This window comes from Rhodococcus sp. MS13 (assembly GCF_013277835.1).
GTDB lineage: Bacteria > Actinomycetota > Actinomycetes > Mycobacteriales > Mycobacteriaceae > Rhodococcus_F > Rhodococcus_F erythropolis.
The window spans coordinates 309,839-326,089 of the sequence record NZ_VBTL01000001.1 but is presented as its reverse complement, the minus strand read 5'-3'; the positions used below and the strand labels follow the sequence as shown (position 1 = coordinate 326,089).

Annotated in this window: 17 protein-coding genes; 12 read left to right on the top strand and 5 right to left on the bottom strand. The window is 60.0% G+C overall.

Going from position 1 to position 16,251, the window contains the following annotated elements:
• The first annotated feature begins 189 nt into the window (after positions 1-189).
• From FEZ59_RS01425 to FEZ59_RS01400, 6 genes are all read left to right on the top strand, one after another.
• Positions 190-426 (top strand): hypothetical protein, encoded by a 237-nt coding sequence (locus FEZ59_RS01425; RefSeq protein WP_134999547.1) that lies wholly within the window; start codon positions 190-192, stop codon positions 424-426.
• Positions 427-567: 141 nt separating this feature from the next.
• Positions 568-1,386, top strand: a complete 819-nt coding sequence (locus tag FEZ59_RS01420; protein ID WP_172932140.1) for a hypothetical protein — start codon at positions 568-570, stop codon at positions 1,384-1,386.
• A complete protein-coding gene (locus FEZ59_RS01415) occupies positions 1,383-1,691 on the top strand; it encodes a hypothetical protein (RefSeq protein WP_134999544.1) in 309 nt (102 codons plus the stop codon). The genes FEZ59_RS01420 and FEZ59_RS01415 overlap by 4 nt, the downstream gene beginning before the upstream one ends.
• Before the next feature lie 406 nt (positions 1,692-2,097).
• Positions 2,098-2,559 (top strand): hypothetical protein, encoded by a 462-nt coding sequence (locus tag FEZ59_RS01410; protein ID WP_172932139.1) that lies wholly within the window; start codon positions 2,098-2,100, stop codon positions 2,557-2,559.
• Positions 2,556-2,852, top strand: coding sequence for a hypothetical protein (locus FEZ59_RS01405; protein WP_141137673.1), 297 nt, complete (start codon positions 2,556-2,558; stop codon positions 2,850-2,852). Before FEZ59_RS01410 ends, FEZ59_RS01405 begins: the two co-directional genes overlap by 4 nt.
• Positions 2,849-3,289 (top strand): hypothetical protein, encoded by a 441-nt coding sequence (locus tag FEZ59_RS01400; protein WP_134999541.1) that lies wholly within the window; start codon positions 2,849-2,851, stop codon positions 3,287-3,289. The genes FEZ59_RS01405 and FEZ59_RS01400 overlap by 4 nt, the downstream gene beginning before the upstream one ends.
• A 1,297-nt stretch (positions 3,290-4,586) precedes the next feature.
• On the opposite strand, the gene FEZ59_RS01395 is transcribed toward FEZ59_RS01400, so the two are convergent.
• Positions 4,587-5,549 (bottom strand): HTTM domain-containing protein, encoded by a 963-nt coding sequence (locus FEZ59_RS01395; RefSeq protein WP_134999540.1) that lies wholly within the window; start codon positions 5,547-5,549, stop codon positions 4,587-4,589.
• Entirely contained in the window at positions 5,546-6,037 is a 492-nt protein-coding gene (locus FEZ59_RS01390) for a hypothetical protein (RefSeq protein WP_020969946.1), read from the bottom strand. The genes FEZ59_RS01395 and FEZ59_RS01390 overlap by 4 nt, the downstream gene beginning before the upstream one ends.
• Before the next feature lie 366 nt (positions 6,038-6,403).
• Between FEZ59_RS01390 and FEZ59_RS01385 the strand changes: the two genes are divergently transcribed.
• On the top strand, positions 6,404-7,120 hold the full coding sequence (locus tag FEZ59_RS01385) for an SGNH/GDSL hydrolase family protein (protein WP_024487644.1): 717 nt from the start codon (positions 6,404-6,406) through the stop codon (positions 7,118-7,120).
• Between the two features lie 1,165 nt (positions 7,121-8,285).
• On the opposite strand, the gene FEZ59_RS29895 is transcribed toward FEZ59_RS01385, so the two are convergent.
• Positions 8,286-8,627, bottom strand: a complete 342-nt coding sequence (locus tag FEZ59_RS29895) for a hypothetical protein (RefSeq protein WP_242459669.1) — start codon at positions 8,625-8,627, stop codon at positions 8,286-8,288.
• Positions 8,628-8,870: 243 nt separating this feature from the next.
• On the opposite strand from FEZ59_RS29895, the gene FEZ59_RS01370 reads away from it, so the two are divergent.
• Entirely contained in the window at positions 8,871-9,389 is a 519-nt protein-coding gene (locus tag FEZ59_RS01370; protein ID WP_172932138.1) for a DinB family protein, read from the top strand.
• On the opposite strand, the gene FEZ59_RS01365 is transcribed toward FEZ59_RS01370, so the two are convergent.
• Together FEZ59_RS01365 and FEZ59_RS01360 are read right to left on the bottom strand one after the other, a co-directional pair.
• Positions 9,390-10,862 carry a mannitol dehydrogenase family protein gene (locus tag FEZ59_RS01365; protein WP_172932137.1) on the bottom strand — a complete coding sequence of 491 codons (1,473 nt, stop codon included), beginning with the start codon at positions 10,860-10,862 and terminating at the stop codon, positions 9,390-9,392.
• A 7-nt stretch (positions 10,863-10,869) separates the two neighbouring features.
• A complete protein-coding gene (locus tag FEZ59_RS01360) occupies positions 10,870-11,880 on the bottom strand; it encodes an alcohol dehydrogenase catalytic domain-containing protein (RefSeq protein WP_172932185.1) in 1,011 nt (336 codons plus the stop codon).
• A 139-nt stretch (positions 11,881-12,019) separates the two neighbouring features.
• Between FEZ59_RS01360 and FEZ59_RS01355 the strand changes: the two genes are divergently transcribed.
• The 4 genes from FEZ59_RS01355 (at position 12,020) to FEZ59_RS01340 (ending at position 16,247) form a co-directional block, all read left to right on the top strand.
• Complete coding sequence (locus FEZ59_RS01355) at positions 12,020-13,018, top strand: sugar-binding transcriptional regulator (protein WP_046378740.1); 999 nt, start codon at positions 12,020-12,022, stop codon at positions 13,016-13,018.
• A 63-nt stretch (positions 13,019-13,081) separates the two neighbouring features.
• Positions 13,082-14,434: a sugar ABC transporter substrate-binding protein gene (locus tag FEZ59_RS01350; RefSeq protein WP_019748979.1), complete on the top strand. Its 1,353-nt coding sequence runs from the start codon at positions 13,082-13,084 to the stop codon at positions 14,432-14,434.
• Positions 14,431-15,381: a sugar ABC transporter permease gene (locus FEZ59_RS01345; RefSeq protein ID WP_019748978.1), complete on the top strand. Its 951-nt coding sequence runs from the start codon at positions 14,431-14,433 to the stop codon at positions 15,379-15,381. Before FEZ59_RS01350 ends, FEZ59_RS01345 begins: the two co-directional genes overlap by 4 nt.
• A complete protein-coding gene (locus FEZ59_RS01340) occupies positions 15,381-16,247 on the top strand; it encodes a carbohydrate ABC transporter permease (protein ID WP_007731137.1) in 867 nt (288 codons plus the stop codon). Before FEZ59_RS01345 ends, FEZ59_RS01340 begins: the two co-directional genes overlap by 1 nt.
• Positions 16,248-16,251 lie beyond the last annotated feature (4 nt).

Here is a 16,251-nt window from a genome sequence, read left to right as displayed (position 1 = left end):
CACAGGTCTAGAGACCGAACGAAACACGCAGGTCAGACCCTACAAATCTGTGCGCCGCACAGGTGCGCACACCTGTACCTCTCGTGCGCCTCCGCACAGTTCCCCAAACCGTAGGTAGGGGAACTGGGCACACCCCCGACGCACAGGACCAAAAACAAGATATCCATCAACTAGGAAAGTGAGATTCAAATGTCCGACATCGAACCGAAGAGCGTCGAGCCCGTCGTCGGAATCGCTCCGGCGAATATTCGAGGGGTTCTCCTCTCCGACGGATGGCACCCGGTCGAACCCGGAACGTTCCGCGCGGGACGACTCGACGGAGTGGACGCCGGTCAGGTTTCACCGATCTGGTTTTCGTTCAAGTGCGACAGCGCGGAGCGGATTGCAGGTCCGGTGTCTTCCATCGTCGCCGTGCGTGAGTTCTGACTCGCGTCGCGCTCACACCGCGCAGGCGAATTGGTCCCTAGCCGCGTCTGCCCAATCTGCCTCTGCAATCCGTCGGAGCAGATCCACAAACCCCGCGTGCAATCCGCATGCGGTCGAAACACACAACAGAGAGTAGGAAACATGAGCACCACCACCACGACACAGACAGGAACGATGTCGGGCCAGGGCCTCGACACGCTGGGCGGCGCAAACGGGTTGCGGCCCAGAGTGGTCCTGACGCCGGCATTGGCGGGACGGGCCGGGACGGCGTTCGAGACTGTCGTCGACTTCGACGCCATCGCGGGAAAGTACCGCAGTGTGCTCGACGCACTAACCGCTCAGAGCGCGCAGCGTCGTCGTGTTACCGAGGTCGGTCTGTTCGCATCGGCTCTGGACGCGGTGTCCAACGGCGAACAGGTCCCCGACGACCTACTTTCCAGCCTTGTAGACGCGCGAAGCCTCGAGTATGACGAGGCCGTCGCGTCGGCACGGTTCACGTTCGAGCGCGATGCAGCGGCGGAGTACACCGCGCGAGTGCAGGAATTGCAAGGAACACTCGAACAAGTCCTCCTCGATGAATTGCTAGCAATACTCGACGCCGCTGCAACCTCGATCGGGGTGTTGGCCGAACACGGCGTCACCGACGCGGACCGCGCAATAGAGACGGGGCTTACCGAGCAGTGGACGACGAGCAAAGCATTGGGCGAGAGGTGGCTCGACGCGCAGCGAACGCGGTTGTGGCTCTCGGTTGCGCTGGAATCGGGTTTCTCGACGCTGCCGTCCTCGTCACCGAAGCTCGAGAGGTCGCGCCGCGCGAATGCCGGGAATGATTGCTGGTCGGAGCAGTTCGAGGACGTTCTCGACGTAGCCCCCGGAGACCAGCCCGCTGAAGTGCTGGCACGTTGGGTTGCATTGCCCGCCGAGCAGCGCCCCGCGCCGATGGTGGAGGTTATCGGATGACGATGACACCGGAGCAGCGCGCTAGTCGTGCTGGGCAGGCCGCTTTGACCGCATCGATCAGAGAGGCCCCAGGTTTCGCGAGATACCTCTCGACGGTAGCCGCGGGTCGCGAGGTCGAACGGACACCGGCACCGACGTGTGTATCGGCGCACGGCGCCGAGCTGACCAGAAAGGCAAGGGACCGCGACGGTATCCGGGCCGCTGAACAGGCCAGGCGAGACGAGCGGGCAGCGAAGCGCGCTGTAGAGCCGGAGCGGGATCGCGGATTCGGTCGCTACCTCCGAGGTCGCGAGAACGGCAGCTAGTCCGTGAGCGTCGAACACAGTCGCGGTTTTCGAACCGGGGAGGACTGTGTTCGGCGCTGGTGGACTGGAAGATCGTTCGTTCGCGAGGTCGCACGTTCGAACCACCGGCAATCTGGACGCTGAGATCGATCCTGAGTGTTCCGGGATGGACGAACCTCTATCAGGCGAGTTTGCGCCGTAGAGGCGAATTGGCGGCTTTCTAGCCCTGATAACGCTCCAGAGCTGTCCGGAGGGCATCCGTTTCGCACCGTGCTCGCTGGAATTCGCAGCACGTGGTGGCCCCTGTCGCAGACCCCGGAGGGGAGCTCCCCCCACCCCCCATCGATACGGGCTGCACCATCCGCGCTTGACCAGGGGATGCATCCCGAACTTTGACAGCGCGCCGCAGAGGGTTTGTCATTAAGTCATGACAACTGAATATCGTATCGACCACGCTGATATCCCTGAAGGCCTCGCGGCGGCGCCAATGGCCGCTGCCACTTGCCGAGCGATCTACCTCGACAAGGCACGGGAGGCGGGCCTTGTGCTCGACCCTGACGACCTCGCGGTGCTCGACCTCACAGCCGCGACCGCTGCGAATATCGCGGACCTGGACGCCTCGATTGGCGCGTTGGGGGTGGTAGTCGGTACCGAGGCGAACCCCAAGACGAATCCCGCGCTGACCGAGGTAAGGCAGCAGCGTCTCGCGCTCGCGCGCCTAATGGCCGTGATGGATCAGAGGATCAGCGCCGCAAGCGGAGCGAACACGGCAGCAGCAGGCGGGCAGCACGGCGTGCGAGGTGTTTACACCGGCAACGGCGAACAGAATCAGCAGCGCGGTAGGCAGCGGGCGCAGCGTCGAGTCCGTGGACAAGGAGCTGGTGCGTGATGGCACGCGTAGCGACACCGACCGAGTTGGCAGCCAGCGGAGAGCGACCCCTCGAATTGTCTGATGTACCCGCGCAGTTTCTCCCGTCGAATTGGCGGCACTGGCTCGACGGCGTGCATGCGACAGGCCACGACACCGACGGGCTGAAGGGCAGGCGACGACTATTCGAAGCTCAGCGAGCGCGGTCCGAGAATTACCGTCGTTGGCTTGCGGCCCGCGGGCTCGTCAACGACATCGGGCAACCCGTCGAGGGCTGGACTAGTGGCGACCTCGCTGCCTGGGAGGGCAAGTGACACACGAGACCAGGCAGACCCTGACAGTGCCGGCCGTGTGCGAGAACGGGCACGGCCTCGTCGCCCGAACAACGCACGTCCTCTCCAACGCGGGAGACCCCTCCGGGTGGCGCTGTGTCCGGTGTACTCGTATCGCGGTGTACCGCGCGCACTATGGGGCTGACGCGCAGATCCCGTCGGAGCTTCTCGCTGAGACCAATTACGACAGACAAGCCCGCATCGGCAGCAACGCTGGGCAGCGGTTCGCCACGCGCGTGCACTTCGAGTCCGGGTGGGGCTTCCAGGAGGACGATCCGACACCGGAGTTACGTCACGAGCTCCGCGAGCAGGACCGGCTCGACAGGGAACGACTAGCGGCCGAACGGCAGCGGTCGGCCAAGCGTGCGAGCAACGCCGAAGCGCTCGAGGTTCTATCGCGGTTGCGCGGTGCCGCGTGAGTTGGTCGGTTCGATTGTTCGGCCGCGAAGTGTTCGCCATCGAGTGGGGCGATCGATCGGAGGACTCTGGCGACCGAATGGACGACTTGGCCAGTTCACCCGACCGAGAGGTCGTTCACAGCGTGCAGTCGGACATTGCGGAGGACCGTCGAGACCCCGACGCCGAGGTCTATCTCCGCTCGAGGCGAGTCCGACCGCGAGTGGTAGCAGTCGGCTCACGACATCAGTCCGGACAGCGTGCGGGGTTCGGCTTTTTGGTGAACCCCGCAAGGAGCGGTCTGGATAGCACTGGGATAGCAATAACTGAGGCAAGCGAAGGCAAGCCGAGAGGCGCAACGCCGAAAATTCGATAGTATTCGCTGGTAGATGGCAAAACTATGCAAAATCGATACAACGGATGACGACCTGAGATTAACGCGAACGGATAACTCATAATCCATTGGTCGCGGGTTCGAGCCCCGCCCGCCCCACGTTCAGGTGCCGTGAGCCCGCGGGTCAGCCCCAATGACTTTTGTCGAAGATCATGCTGCAGACGATCGCCAAGGCGACTAGTGCGCAAAGTGCAATCACCAGGACAGTTGCCCACACGTTGTTGGGATTGAATCGCCTGGCAATGCGCCTGCGGTTGCGTCTGAGTCGAGCGTTCGTGGTCACACAACGAATCGTCGCATCATGATCGTCGATCGCAGATGAGGTGAAAGTCTCGGATCCAGATGACCAATTTCCCGACAGTGTCGGATGTGCAACGCTTCTGGACGTGACCGAGATGGCGACCACTCGGAAGACGAAGGAAAAGTAGGTACCTATCCAGGTATTTCAGCGTATGTGCTCAACCAGCCGAAGTGTCACGCTCTAGATGTACCTACGCACGGCGATCGGAGGTGATTTCGACGATCGAACTCAGGGGTCACTGAACAATTGTCTGTACCTGCCGGCGCGAGCCCGGCCCACAGGTGACGACGATGCGTTCCAGTGACCCCCTGAGCGTCGACGCACGCTGGTTTAGCAGATAGCTGGCAAGAAACCATCTTCGCCTGGTGTAAGTGCAGGCAGTCGAGCCGACCCCCCGCGGCTCGACTGCCCCCAACACGCGATGTGGGGTCCGAATGGCGGTGCCGAATTGGCGATTGGGGCGCCCGTCTGCGAACCGAATGTCAGTGAATGTAGAAGTTCTCGGAATTTCATTGGGAGACAGTAGGTTTGTTTGATCCCCAGGTTGAGGGAGTCTGGGGATCGCCTACCTGTGATTGGGGCACTCACGAACTGTGACGGAAAGGTCCGCTCCCGGATATTAGATTTACGGTGCGTCCGAACTGGCCGGAGATACTTGACGTGGAGTTTCCGGCGCCGACGTTCTACCGATATCGGGCCTTCTGCCCAGGACTCGCTTGGTGACCCATACAGCAGGCGCCGACAGGAACGGCAGATACACGAAGATATAGCTGTCGAACTCGATGCCCAACGCGAGATAAACCCCAAGGTGAAACCCGAGTAAGACGACGATCCCGATTCTGAACAAGACAGGGAAGAGCACGGCAACGATCAACCAGCCTTCAGCGAAGACAGTGGCGTAGTCGAGTGCCTTCCATAGCCACTCCGAATGGATGTCGAATAGTTCGTGGGTCAGCGGACCGAGCTTGGTGGGGTCAGCGACGTCTCGTGCAACGTAGCCCCGGGTTGCCTGCAATTCGGGGTTCAGCCAGCCGGACGCAGCTTTGGGTAGTGCCGCTGTAAACAGGGCGTAGGCGACCGTCACTGCCCAGATGAGCATGGGCAGTCCGCGGGTTTGAAGTGCTTTGCGTTGTGTGCGTGAACGTCGTGCGTCGAGGGACCATGCGGCGCCCCATCCAGCGGCTGCCATGGCCACCGGCAAGATTTCGAAAAGAATGAAGTGGTCGACCTTGCCGAAGGAATTGACCAACCCGCTGCCGGTCATGAGCGTGAGGGTCATTGCGATGGACGCGGCCGTCGTTCGATATCCGACCAAGATGGCGATCGCCAGGATGAATCGGGCGACTTCGAGTCCGACGAGGAAGTTCTCGGAGGGTGGTGACGACAGCAGGAAGAACGGACCGGATTGCGGATGAAACAGAATCGAGGGAACCTCGCCCGCCCACGTGTAGTCGATGGGAAACGCGATCACATATAGCGCGAAGAGAATTCGAATGACAGCGAGGAACCTCGCATCCCCGCGGTACGCCTCGCACAACTGATCGATGTGGTCGCGCAGGAACAACAGAGTTCCCGCACGGGCACTCATAGATCAACCCTTGTCGTTTCGCACGGGTCAGTTGACGCATCGGTTCCGTCGGTGATGTCGATAATTGTTTTGCGCCAGCAGAACTCGATACTGTCCGGGATGGCACCACTTCCGACTTCGACGCTGCGGTTTCGGAGCCATTCGACCAATTCAGGGTCCGCGGTTCGGGTGTTTCGGTCGCCTGCCCCGCTGGGGCGGAACGCATAATCGAGTGATGCTCTCGCGGATGAGTAGCGAATATCGCCGGCGAGATCCACTGGGTTGGGACTGATCGTGGATCCGTCGGTGTAATGGAGAGTGATATCCAAGCCACTTCCACTGAACTCGCCGTCTGCATTGGGCACGCCACCGAAGCTGGGCATGCGAATTGTCGGGTACGGCTCAGGGCGGACACCGAACGAGTAGGCGCCTTGCACGAGGAGTACGACTGCGAGTGCTGCGATCGCGATCAGTCGCCGATTGCTGCGCTTTGCTTCTGTTTCCGGCATGTCGACGTTCTTCCTGGCACCTGGTGCCGGTTTCTTCGAATGAGAAAAATAGAGGGGATTGCCGAGCGAGGGGACTGGGTGTTGTCGCGCGTCCGTGCAGATGTGCCGAAAGTAGTTGAAGTGTCGACGAAATATAGCTGCGCGATTGCCGCTTGTCGCAGTGTTGATTTGAAAATGGACTTTGGTCCGTCGAATGGGGGACAGTGTGCCCTGAATGCTTTGCCGCGCCTTAACTTCCAGCAAGCTTGGCCCCAGTCTGCTGTGAGAGCGGGATTTCACTCCTTCGTCGATGGCCGATTCAAGCGGAACGACAGATGCTTGACACTCGCTCAGAGGCAACATGATTCGACCCCGTATGTTTACGGGGTGACCAAACCCAACAAGCGAACTGTCGCCGTCATCGGTGCCATGGTTTTCACCGTCGTAGCGGTGATCGTAGGATTTGCGTACGAGCAATCCCGAGACAGTCGGGCAACTGCCTCTGTATCGCAGCCTGACAGTTCGGCGCCGGCGCTGAATGCCCCTACCGACGACTTCGACACGGTCGCAATTTTGGGGGACTCGTACTCGATTCCGAACACGACGGGAGATCATTGGCCGGCGCTGCTCGCCTTCGATCGTCGCTGGTACCTGGCAGATTTTGCGAGCGGTGGCACCGGCTACGTCCAGGGAAACGAGGAAAAAGGCAAGCTACCGTTCGGTGCGAAAATTGATCAGGTCGTTGCGGTGAATCCCGAGGTCGTCATCATCGCCGGCGGTCGGAACGATGTTTCGTACCCGCTCGAGGTGCGAGATGCGACTCGGGAGTTGTATGCACAGCTACGAGATCGGCTTCCTCACGCCAAGGTTGTCGTCATCGGCCCCATCATGGACAACCGGCCTCCATCCGAGACCGCTGTCAATGTCAACGATCGAATCCGTTCCGCCGCTGAGCAGTACAAGCTGCCTTTCATTGATGCGCTCGCCGAGAACTGGCTGTCGGACCCGACGTTACTCAAGGAAGACGGCATGCATCCCACGCCGGCAGGTCAAAGGCTCATGTTCGAGAAGATCAGCGAGCACCTTCACTCGCTCGGTCTCTAGCTCTGAAGGAAAGCGAAGAGGACCCCGCAGGCGCGGGGTCCTCTTTTTCGTGAAAAGTATTGTCGGACTTAGGTCATCAGTAGCGAGGACTTTGGGTGCAGTCTTGGCTGGCCGGCTGCCTCACACGATGATGGAAAAGTTCGGGTAAGAAAGCTCTCGCGGGCTGTGTCGCCGCCCCTATCCGCGTTGCGGCTTGTGTGCATCGCAGTTCACCGCAGGTGATGCACGCGCGGCGATATCTACGCTGGGAGCTCGTCGGCGGAATGTCGTTCTTGTGCCTTGCCGGTGGCTCGACCATCACTGCAGCCTGAACGGAGATGGCAGGGATGGCGTAGATCATGTCGACAAGTTGGCCACCCTTGATGTTCTGCGCCACCCGTGATCAAACCGGGCAATCGGAACAAAGTGCTTGTCGAAGAGTTACAGTTGATGTTAATATGTAACGATAAGTCGCAAATGAACAGCGGCTTCGAAGTCGCGCTACCGGAAGCCGATGGGCGCCGGGGGAGATTGGTCTGCTGTCGATGCGCGACGCCGTTGGGTGGCACAGATCAAGGCTCTGCGAGTTGCTCCCGGTCGCACCCCTGATCAACCTGACAGACCAACGTAACGGAGAACGTACTGTGACAATCAAGAACTCGATCGCGCCTGGTGTCATAGCCGATCATGGAAACAGGCTGTTCGGCAACACTATTCGATCAGCTGAAGGTGAGGAACTCGTCCAGCGGTTGAATGCCATGTTCGAGCGAGCGAACAGCACAGGTCAGGTGGTGAATCAACGAGAACTCTCGACCGTGCTTTCTGTGCGGAGATCCGAGGGTTCCCCGGGCGACCGGTCGATTCCGGCGCCTGACAGGCTGATGCGTGCGACCGAGGGACTCTCGTACGAATCCCTCTCCTTGTTGATTTGTGCGGCCAAGCATTTGCTGCGTTCGGAAGGCGTACATGTCGACTGGGCGCCCTTCACCTGAGGGACGACGAGACTCGTCGAAGCCTCGGCCACGAACGCGTCACAGAATCTTCGAAAAACGAATCGAAAACCCTGGAAAATCGAAGTGGCCGGTCCTTCGCTGACGAACGAATATTTGTCACGAACGGAATGACGTTCATACGTCGTTGTTTGTAATTCCGTTGTGCGATAGGCGAATCGGACGCCCCGCGTTGCTCAACCGCAAGATCCCGATTCCGCAGCTTCGAAGGCTTCCTGGATGCGCTGACGCCCCTCATCGTCGAATCCCCTCCAGTCGCGGTATGGTCCGCTCATGTATTCGCGGACTCGATCGATCGGTGACGCGGAATCGCTAGGAGTACGTCCCAATTCTTCGGCCAATCCGAGTATCGACTGGCAGATCTTTTCGACGGAGTCTGGTACTTCGAGCCTTCGGACCCACGTTCCGCCCGTTTCGGTTGTTGTCGTTGCGGTGTCGGGTTGCTGCACTGTCTGCGACCCGCAGCCCGCAATCAACAAGCCGGCAGCGAGAGTGGACAAGGCGAGCGAAGAGCGCATGTTACGAATCAAACCAGATGCCGCAAACGATGATGGAAATACGGATCAACATTCGCCCCGGGCACTCGAATGAAGTGAATTGACGACCACCGCCTGCTCTTGCTGTTGCGCGGCTCGGGTGCGCCCACTTCCGCGCCACACGCGGAGAGCGTCAGCACGAAGGTAACCGAAATACCGAGCACGATTCGCTTCATCGGCCGATCGAAGCAGACTGACCCCGCCCTGGCGGACTATTCTCGATCCATGCCGATCACCCCGGATACAAAGAACTGGACCTGGGTCCTCGAACGCCGATGCGGCGAGTGCGGGTTTGATTCGTCCGCTGTTGCGTTCGCGGATGTTCCAGATCTTGTGCGTAGCAATGCCGTCTCGTGGGCCGAGGTACTGGAGCGCGAGAATGTGACGGAGCGACCGGACAGCGAAACATGGTCAGCGCTGGAGTATTCCGCCCACGTACGCGACGTGTTCAGGATCTTCAAGGTGAGGTTGGAACAGATGCTCGAATTCGACGATCCGCAATTCGAGAACTGGGATCAAGACGCAACAGCTGAGGCCGAGCGGTACAACGACCAAGATCCGGCAACGGTGGCATCGGAATTGTCCGACGCCGCGGCGGAAGTCGCGAACGCCTTCGAAACCGTGCCAGAGGGTAGCCGCCAACGACGGGGTCTCCGCAGTGACGGATCGGCGTTCACCGTCGAATCGTTGGCGGCCTACTTCATTCACGATCCGATCCATCACCTGCACGACGTCTCGGCGTAGTCAGAGCCCGCGCACCTCTTCGAGGGTTCTTCTGGCTCCGACGGAGTGCAACGAGTCGAGGGTCTTTCGGAAGCTTGCGACAAATCGGCGATCGTCCACGAGATCGCCGAACACTTGGCGGTACCCGATGAAGGCCAACGGGTCGCTCGATTGTTTCTGGGCGAGCGGCACCAGAGTGTCCGACAGCTGATCGACGACGGTGATGGGATCTCCGTTCTCGTCTGTGCCCTCGGCGTAGCGGGCCCAGCTGGCGACAATTGCGGTGGACAGGTTGATCGACCCACCGGTGTCGAGTTGGGTTCGGATGACGGGCAACAGCCACTTGGGAATTCGATCGGACGACTCGGCGCACAGACGTGCAATCGTGTCGCGGACCTGGGGGTTCGAGAATCGTTCGATGAGGGTCTTCTTGTACTGATCGAGGTCGACGCCGGGTACCGGATCAAGGGTCGGCGTCGCTTCCAGATTCATGTAGTCGAGCAGGAACCCTGACAAGAGTTCGTCCTGGCATGCCTCGTGGACCAGGCGGTATCCGGCAAGGTAGCCGAAGTACGCGATGCCTTGATGGCTGGCATTGAGAAGGCGCAGTTTCATCAGTTCGTACGGGCGAACATCCGGCACGAGATTGACGCCGGCATTCTCCAGAGGTGGCCTGCCTGAGGTGAACTCGTCCTCGAGGAACCACGCGGTGAACGGCTCAGCTGCGACCGGCCACTGATCGTCCACGCCAAACGTCTCGGCGATCTCGGTGGTCACCTCGGCTGTCGTGACGGGTGTGATCCGGTCGACCATGGAGTTGGGGAAGGCGCCGTTCGCGTCGATCCACTCCGCAAATTCGGGATCCTTCAGAGCGGCGAACGCTCCGACAGCCGTCCTGGCGACCGATCCGTTGCCTTCGATGTTGTCGCAACTCATGATCGTGAACGGGGTGAGGCCCCGGTCGCGACGGAGTGCGAGTGCCGCACAAATCAGACCGAAGGTGGTGCGGGGGAGTGTTCCCGGCTCGAGATCGTGCATCACATCGGGATGGGACGCGTCGAACTCGCCCGTGGTGTGCGAGATGTTGTATCCGCCCTCGGTGATGGTGAGAGATACGATTTTCGTCGATTCGGATGCCATCTTTTCGATCACCGCCTCCGGATCGTCGGGCGCGAACAAGTACTCGACGATCGACCCGATGACCCGGCCCTGGAGGGTTCCGTCAGCATGCTTGAGCGCCAGCGTGTAGAGGCCGTCCTGCGCGCGGAGTGCGTCTTTCATTCGCTTGTCCGACGGCATCACTCCCACTCCGCAGATTCCCCAGTCGAAGGCTTCACCTCGTCGCAGGAGGGTATCGATGTACATGGCCTGGTGTGCACGGTGAAAGCCTCCGACACCGAAATGCACTATGCCGGTAGTGACTTTGCTCCGGTCGTAGTTCGGCACTTCGAGTTCAGCATCGAAGTCGAGCAAGGTCTTCGTATTGAGTTCCATGAAAGTTCTAGTCTCCTTCGGCGACGATGACTACGGCTTTGATGCTGCCAGGGATGCGATCGGCCACGAGGGCATCTTGCGATTGTTCGAGTGAAAAGCGTGCTGTGACCATCGAATCCAGGTCGACGCGCCCGGCAGCGACCAGTGCGGCGGCGATCGGCCACGTGTTGGCGTACCGGAACACTCCGGTGAGCATCAGTTCGCGATTCTGAATGATCGGGACCGGCAACGGTATCTCGTCGGCACCCATTCCGACCAGAACGACGGTTCCAGCGGGCCGAACTGCGTGAATCCCGTCGATCACTGCGGCCGTGGCGCCCGAGGCGTCGATGAACGCATCGACGGCCAGCGAGCGTACGTCGCTTTCACGGGGATCAACGACGGTTGTTGCGCCGAATTTCAGTGCCACATCACGCCGGGCCGCATTGATGTCCGAGACGATGACTTCCGTCGCGCCGAATGCCTTGGCCACCTGCGTCGTCACGATTCCTACCGGGCCGGCGCCGGCGATCAACACACGAGAGCCGGCAGTGATTCCCGCTTTCTGGGCGGAGGCGATCCCTACGGAGAGTGGCTCGAACAGCGCAGCTGCCTCGTAGGACACGGAATCTGCGATGGGATGGGCGAAGTCGGCACCGATCGTGACGTAGTCGGTCAGCGCGCCGTCGATCGGCGGCGTCGCGAAGAACTCCATATGAGGGCAGAGGTTGTATCTGCCTGCCTTGGATTCGGGACTTGTCGGATCGGGCTTTTGAGGCTCGATGGAGACACGTTGCCCGATACGTCCGGGGTCGACGCCGTCACCGACTGCGGCGATGCGTCCCGATGCTTCGTGTCCGAGAACGAGCGGTGAGTTGACTACGTAAGGGCCGATGCGACCTTCGTGAAAGTAGTGCGCGTCCGACCCGCACACGCCCACGGCATGGATGCGAACGAGGACTTCACCCGCCTTCGGGGACGGTCGTGGTCTCTCGACCATCTGCATCTTTCCGGTCTCAACGAGGACATTTGCCCGAATTGTCGCAGGTAGATCGACGGATTCTCCGGAAACTGTTGTGTGGGTCACAACGTAGATGTTAGCTTAATGAGCATAAGAACATCTAGTGAGCATTTGCTCACGATCGAGAGACTTTGAACCTGATGCACAAGGAGACCGTGTGAACCAGTCGGCTCAGCCCGCAGGACTCAAGTCGTCGAAGTTGCCGGCTTCCGAGGATGTGCGGCTCGCCTTGCGGGCAGCGACCATGTATCACCTCGAAGGCGCTACTCAGGCGGAGATTGCAGCGAAGTTGGGCGTCTCGCGGCCTACGGCCGGGCGGCTGTTGGCCAGGGCGCGGACGCAAGGTTTGGTCAGGGTCGAGATTATGGTGCCGCCGGAGCTCGAAGGTTCGGTGAACACGGAGTTGGAATCGAAACTGGAGAAGCACTTCGGGTTGGCCGAAGTTTTGATTGTGCCCGAAGCAAATTCGGACTCGGACGATCCGGACTTCGACGCGCTCGGCCGACGAGCAGCGGAAGTTCTGGTTCGTCGTCTGCAGCCGTTGAGCGTTCTCGGCTTCACCTGGGGTCCGGAAACCGTTGCGGTAGCAGGATCTTTGCCAGACAAGGCGGCGAAGTGCTCGGCTGTGGTACAACTTGACGGCTCCATGACGGTGACCGACTACCAAACCGGTGTCGACTTCACCATCGGCCGATGTGCACAACAGTTGCAGGCCAATCCTATTCGCCTCAATGCTCCGCTATATGCCGACCCGGCGACTGTGGAGTCGATGCGAAACGACTCGGTCATCTCGAAGGCGCTGCAAGCCGGAACTGATTCCGACATAATGGTTTTCGGAGTCGGTGCCGTCTCGACTGCCACGACCTTGTTTGCCGGTAGCTTCGTCGACTCGACCATGCTGGACGAGTTGGAAAGTCGAGGCGCTGTCGGTGAAATCGGCGGCCGTTTCTACACGATCGACGGCAATCCAGTGGAGGGGCCACTGCCTGAGCGAACGGTCTCCGTATCGCTCGATGCAGTGAAATCCTGCGATCAGACGATTCTGATTTCGGGGGGAACACACAAACGCCAGGCCGTTCTGGGCGCATTGCGCGGAGGTTTGGCAAACGTACTCGTCACCGACGTCGAGTGCGCCCAGTGGCTGCTCGAAGGCTAGCGATCTCACGAGTTTCGCTGTCCGAGCGCGCGACTGACACGCAAGTGTGAAGGAAGGTAATCCGTGAAAACAGGAAGACGAGTGTGGGGCGCTGCCGCGGCGGCGCTCTGCCTCCTGGTGTCGGGATGTGCGGGCGCTGGCGCGCTCGGTGGTTCCGGCGAACGAACAGTCACCATCGCGATGGTGTCGAACTCGCAGATGCAGGACGCCATCAAACTGGCGCCGGCTTTCGAAGCCGAGAACCCTGGCATCGACCTCAAATTCGTCAGCCTTTCCGAGAATCAGGCGCGCGCCAAGATCACAGCGTCGACGGCAACCGGCGGCGGTGAGTTCGACGTCGTGATGATCAGCAACTACGAGACACCTCAGTGGGCCGCCAACGGTTGGCTCACGAACCTGTCCGAGTATGCAGACAAGACGCCCGGTTATGACGAGGACGACTTCATACCGTCGATCAAGACTTCTCTGTCATACGAGGACAGTATGTACGCGGTCCCGTTCTACGGGGAGTCGTCGTTCCTGATGTACCGCAAGGATCTGTTCGATCAGGCGGGGATAACAGTTCCCGAAGACCCGACGTGGCAAGAAGTTGCAGGTTGGGCAGCGCAGTTCGACAACCCGGATGCCAAGATGGCGGGAATCTGCTTGCGCGGGAAGCCTGGCTGGGGTGAGGTACTCGCACCGCTGAACACAGTGATCAACACCTTCGGTGGACGCTGGTACGACGAGAATTGGAATGCGCAGTTGACCAGTCCGCAGGTCGAGGATGCGGTTCAGTTCTACGTGGACACGGTCAAGGAGCACGGTCAGCCGGGTCCTGCCACAAGCGGATTCGGTGAATGTGCAACACAATTCGCGCAAGGCAACACGGCGATGTGGTACGACGCGACGTCGGCTGTGTCAGTTCTCGAGGACCCTGCGTCGTCGAAGGTAGTCGGCAACATCGGATATGCGAAGGCCCCGAAGGTCGAGAAGTCCGATCCTGGTTGGCTCTACACCTGGGCGCTCGGAATCCCGGAGTCGGCAAAGAACAAAGATGACGCCTGGAAGTTCATTTCCTGGATGACGAACAAGGACTACATCCAGAAGGTCGGAACCGAACTCGGCTGGTCGAGAGTTCCTCCGGGAAGTCGCCTTTCGACCTACGAGATTCCGGAATATCAAGAGGCCGCACAGGCATTCGGTCCGATCACCCTCGAATCGATCAACAATGCAGATCCGAAAAACCCGACAGTGCAACCGGTTCCGTACACCGGCGTCCAGTTCCTCACCATCCCTGAGTTTCAGGACCTGGGCACTCGCGTCAGCCAGCAGATCAGTGCGGCCATCGCGGGTCAGAAGAGCGTGAAAGAAGCACTCGAACAATCCCAGCAGTATGCCGAGGTGGTCGGCAAGACCTATCAGGAGAACCGATGACTACGGTTGCCGAGCCCAGAACTACGGTGGACGACGCGCCACCGGTCCGTGTCGAAAAGAAGATCTCCCGCGCCGAGGGTTGGCGTCGTAGAGGTCCCCTGTTGCCGGCGTTGATCTTCTCGATCGTCGTCACCCAGATTCCGTTTCTGTTCACCCTCTACTACTCGACGCAGTCGTGGAACCTTGTCCGGCCGGGATCGCGGCACTTCAACGGGTTCGACAACTACATCGAGGTTTTCAAGGACAGTCAGTTTCGGGAAGTCGCGGTCAACACGGTCATCATGATCGTGGGTACGGTCATCGTTTCGGTGATCCTCGGACTCGCGTTGGCACTCCTACTCGACAGAGCCTTCCTCGGTCGCGGGATCGTGCGGACACTGCTGATCACGCCATTTCTCATCACCCCCGTCGCTGGCGCATTGCTCTGGAAGACAACAATGTTCGACCCGGTATTCGGTATCGTGAACTTTGTCCTCCAGCCTTTCGGTGTCGGCCAGGTCGACTGGGTCAGCAAGTTTCCGCTCGCCGCCGTCATGATCAATCTGATCTGGCAATGGACGCCTTTCATGATGCTGCTCATTCTGGCCGGCTTGCAGTCCATGCCCCGAGACATCCTCGAAGCCGCACGGGTGGACGGAGCCAAGCCGTTTGCGATGTTCCGCGAACTGACACTGCCGCACCTGCGCCGCTTCATCGAACTCGGTGCAGTTCTGGGTGCGATCTACCTCGTGAACACCTTTGACGCGGTGTACATGATGACGTCGGGCGGGCCCGGCGTGGCCAGTTCGAATCTGCCGTTCTACATCTACCAGCGCGCGTTCCTCGGCTTCGACGTAGGTCAAGCTGCGGCGATGGGTGTCGTGACAGTGATCGCGACCATCATCGTGTCGACACTTGCGCTCCGATTGATCTTCAAGAGCTTCACCGGCAACGAGGAGGCGGCGTGATGACTGCCGTAGAGACGACAAGCGTGACGACCGACAAACCCGTCGTCAAGAAAAAGAAGAGCAGTAAGTTCAGTCCGTGGTCGGTCGTGGCGTGGATCGCCGCTCTCGGGTTCTTCTTCCCGGTCTTCTGGATGGTCCTGACGGCGTTCAAGACCGAGGCAGACGCCTACACAGACCCGCCGAAGTTGTTCTTCACCCCGACACTCGAGCAGTTTCGTGCCGTTCTCGATTCCGGTCTGGGTACCACGCTGGCGAACTCGGCATTTGCCACAGGAATGTCCACCATTCTTGTTCTGCTACTGGGTGTTCCGGCGGCATTTGCGCTCTCGCTTCGCCCGGTGAAGAAGACGCAGGATGTGCTGTTCTTCTTCATCAGTACCAAGATGCTCCCAGTCGTCGCTGCAATCGTGCCGCTGTACGTGATCGTCAACGACATCGGATTGCTCGACAACATCTGGGCGCTGGTCATCTTGTACACATCGATGAATCTGCCGATCGCAGTGTGGATGATGCGTTCGTTCTTTCTCGAAGTCCCCGGCGAGCTTCTCGAAGCCGCCAGCATGGACGGCGCGAGTTTGTGGACCTCGGTTCGAGAGGTGATCCTCCCGCTGATCTCGCCCGGAATTGCTGCGACTGCGCTGATCTGCGTGATCTTCTCGTGGAACGAATTCTTCTTCGCAGTCAACCTGACAGCTGTTCAAGCGCAGACGATTCCGGTCTTCCTGGTCGGGTTCATCACCGGCGAGGGCCTGTACTGGGCTCGGCTCTCCGCGGCAGCGACCATGGCGGCATTGCCCGTCATCCTGGCCGGTTGGTTCGCCCAGAACAAACTGGTGCGCGGCCTGTCCTTCGGTGCAATCAAATAATTCT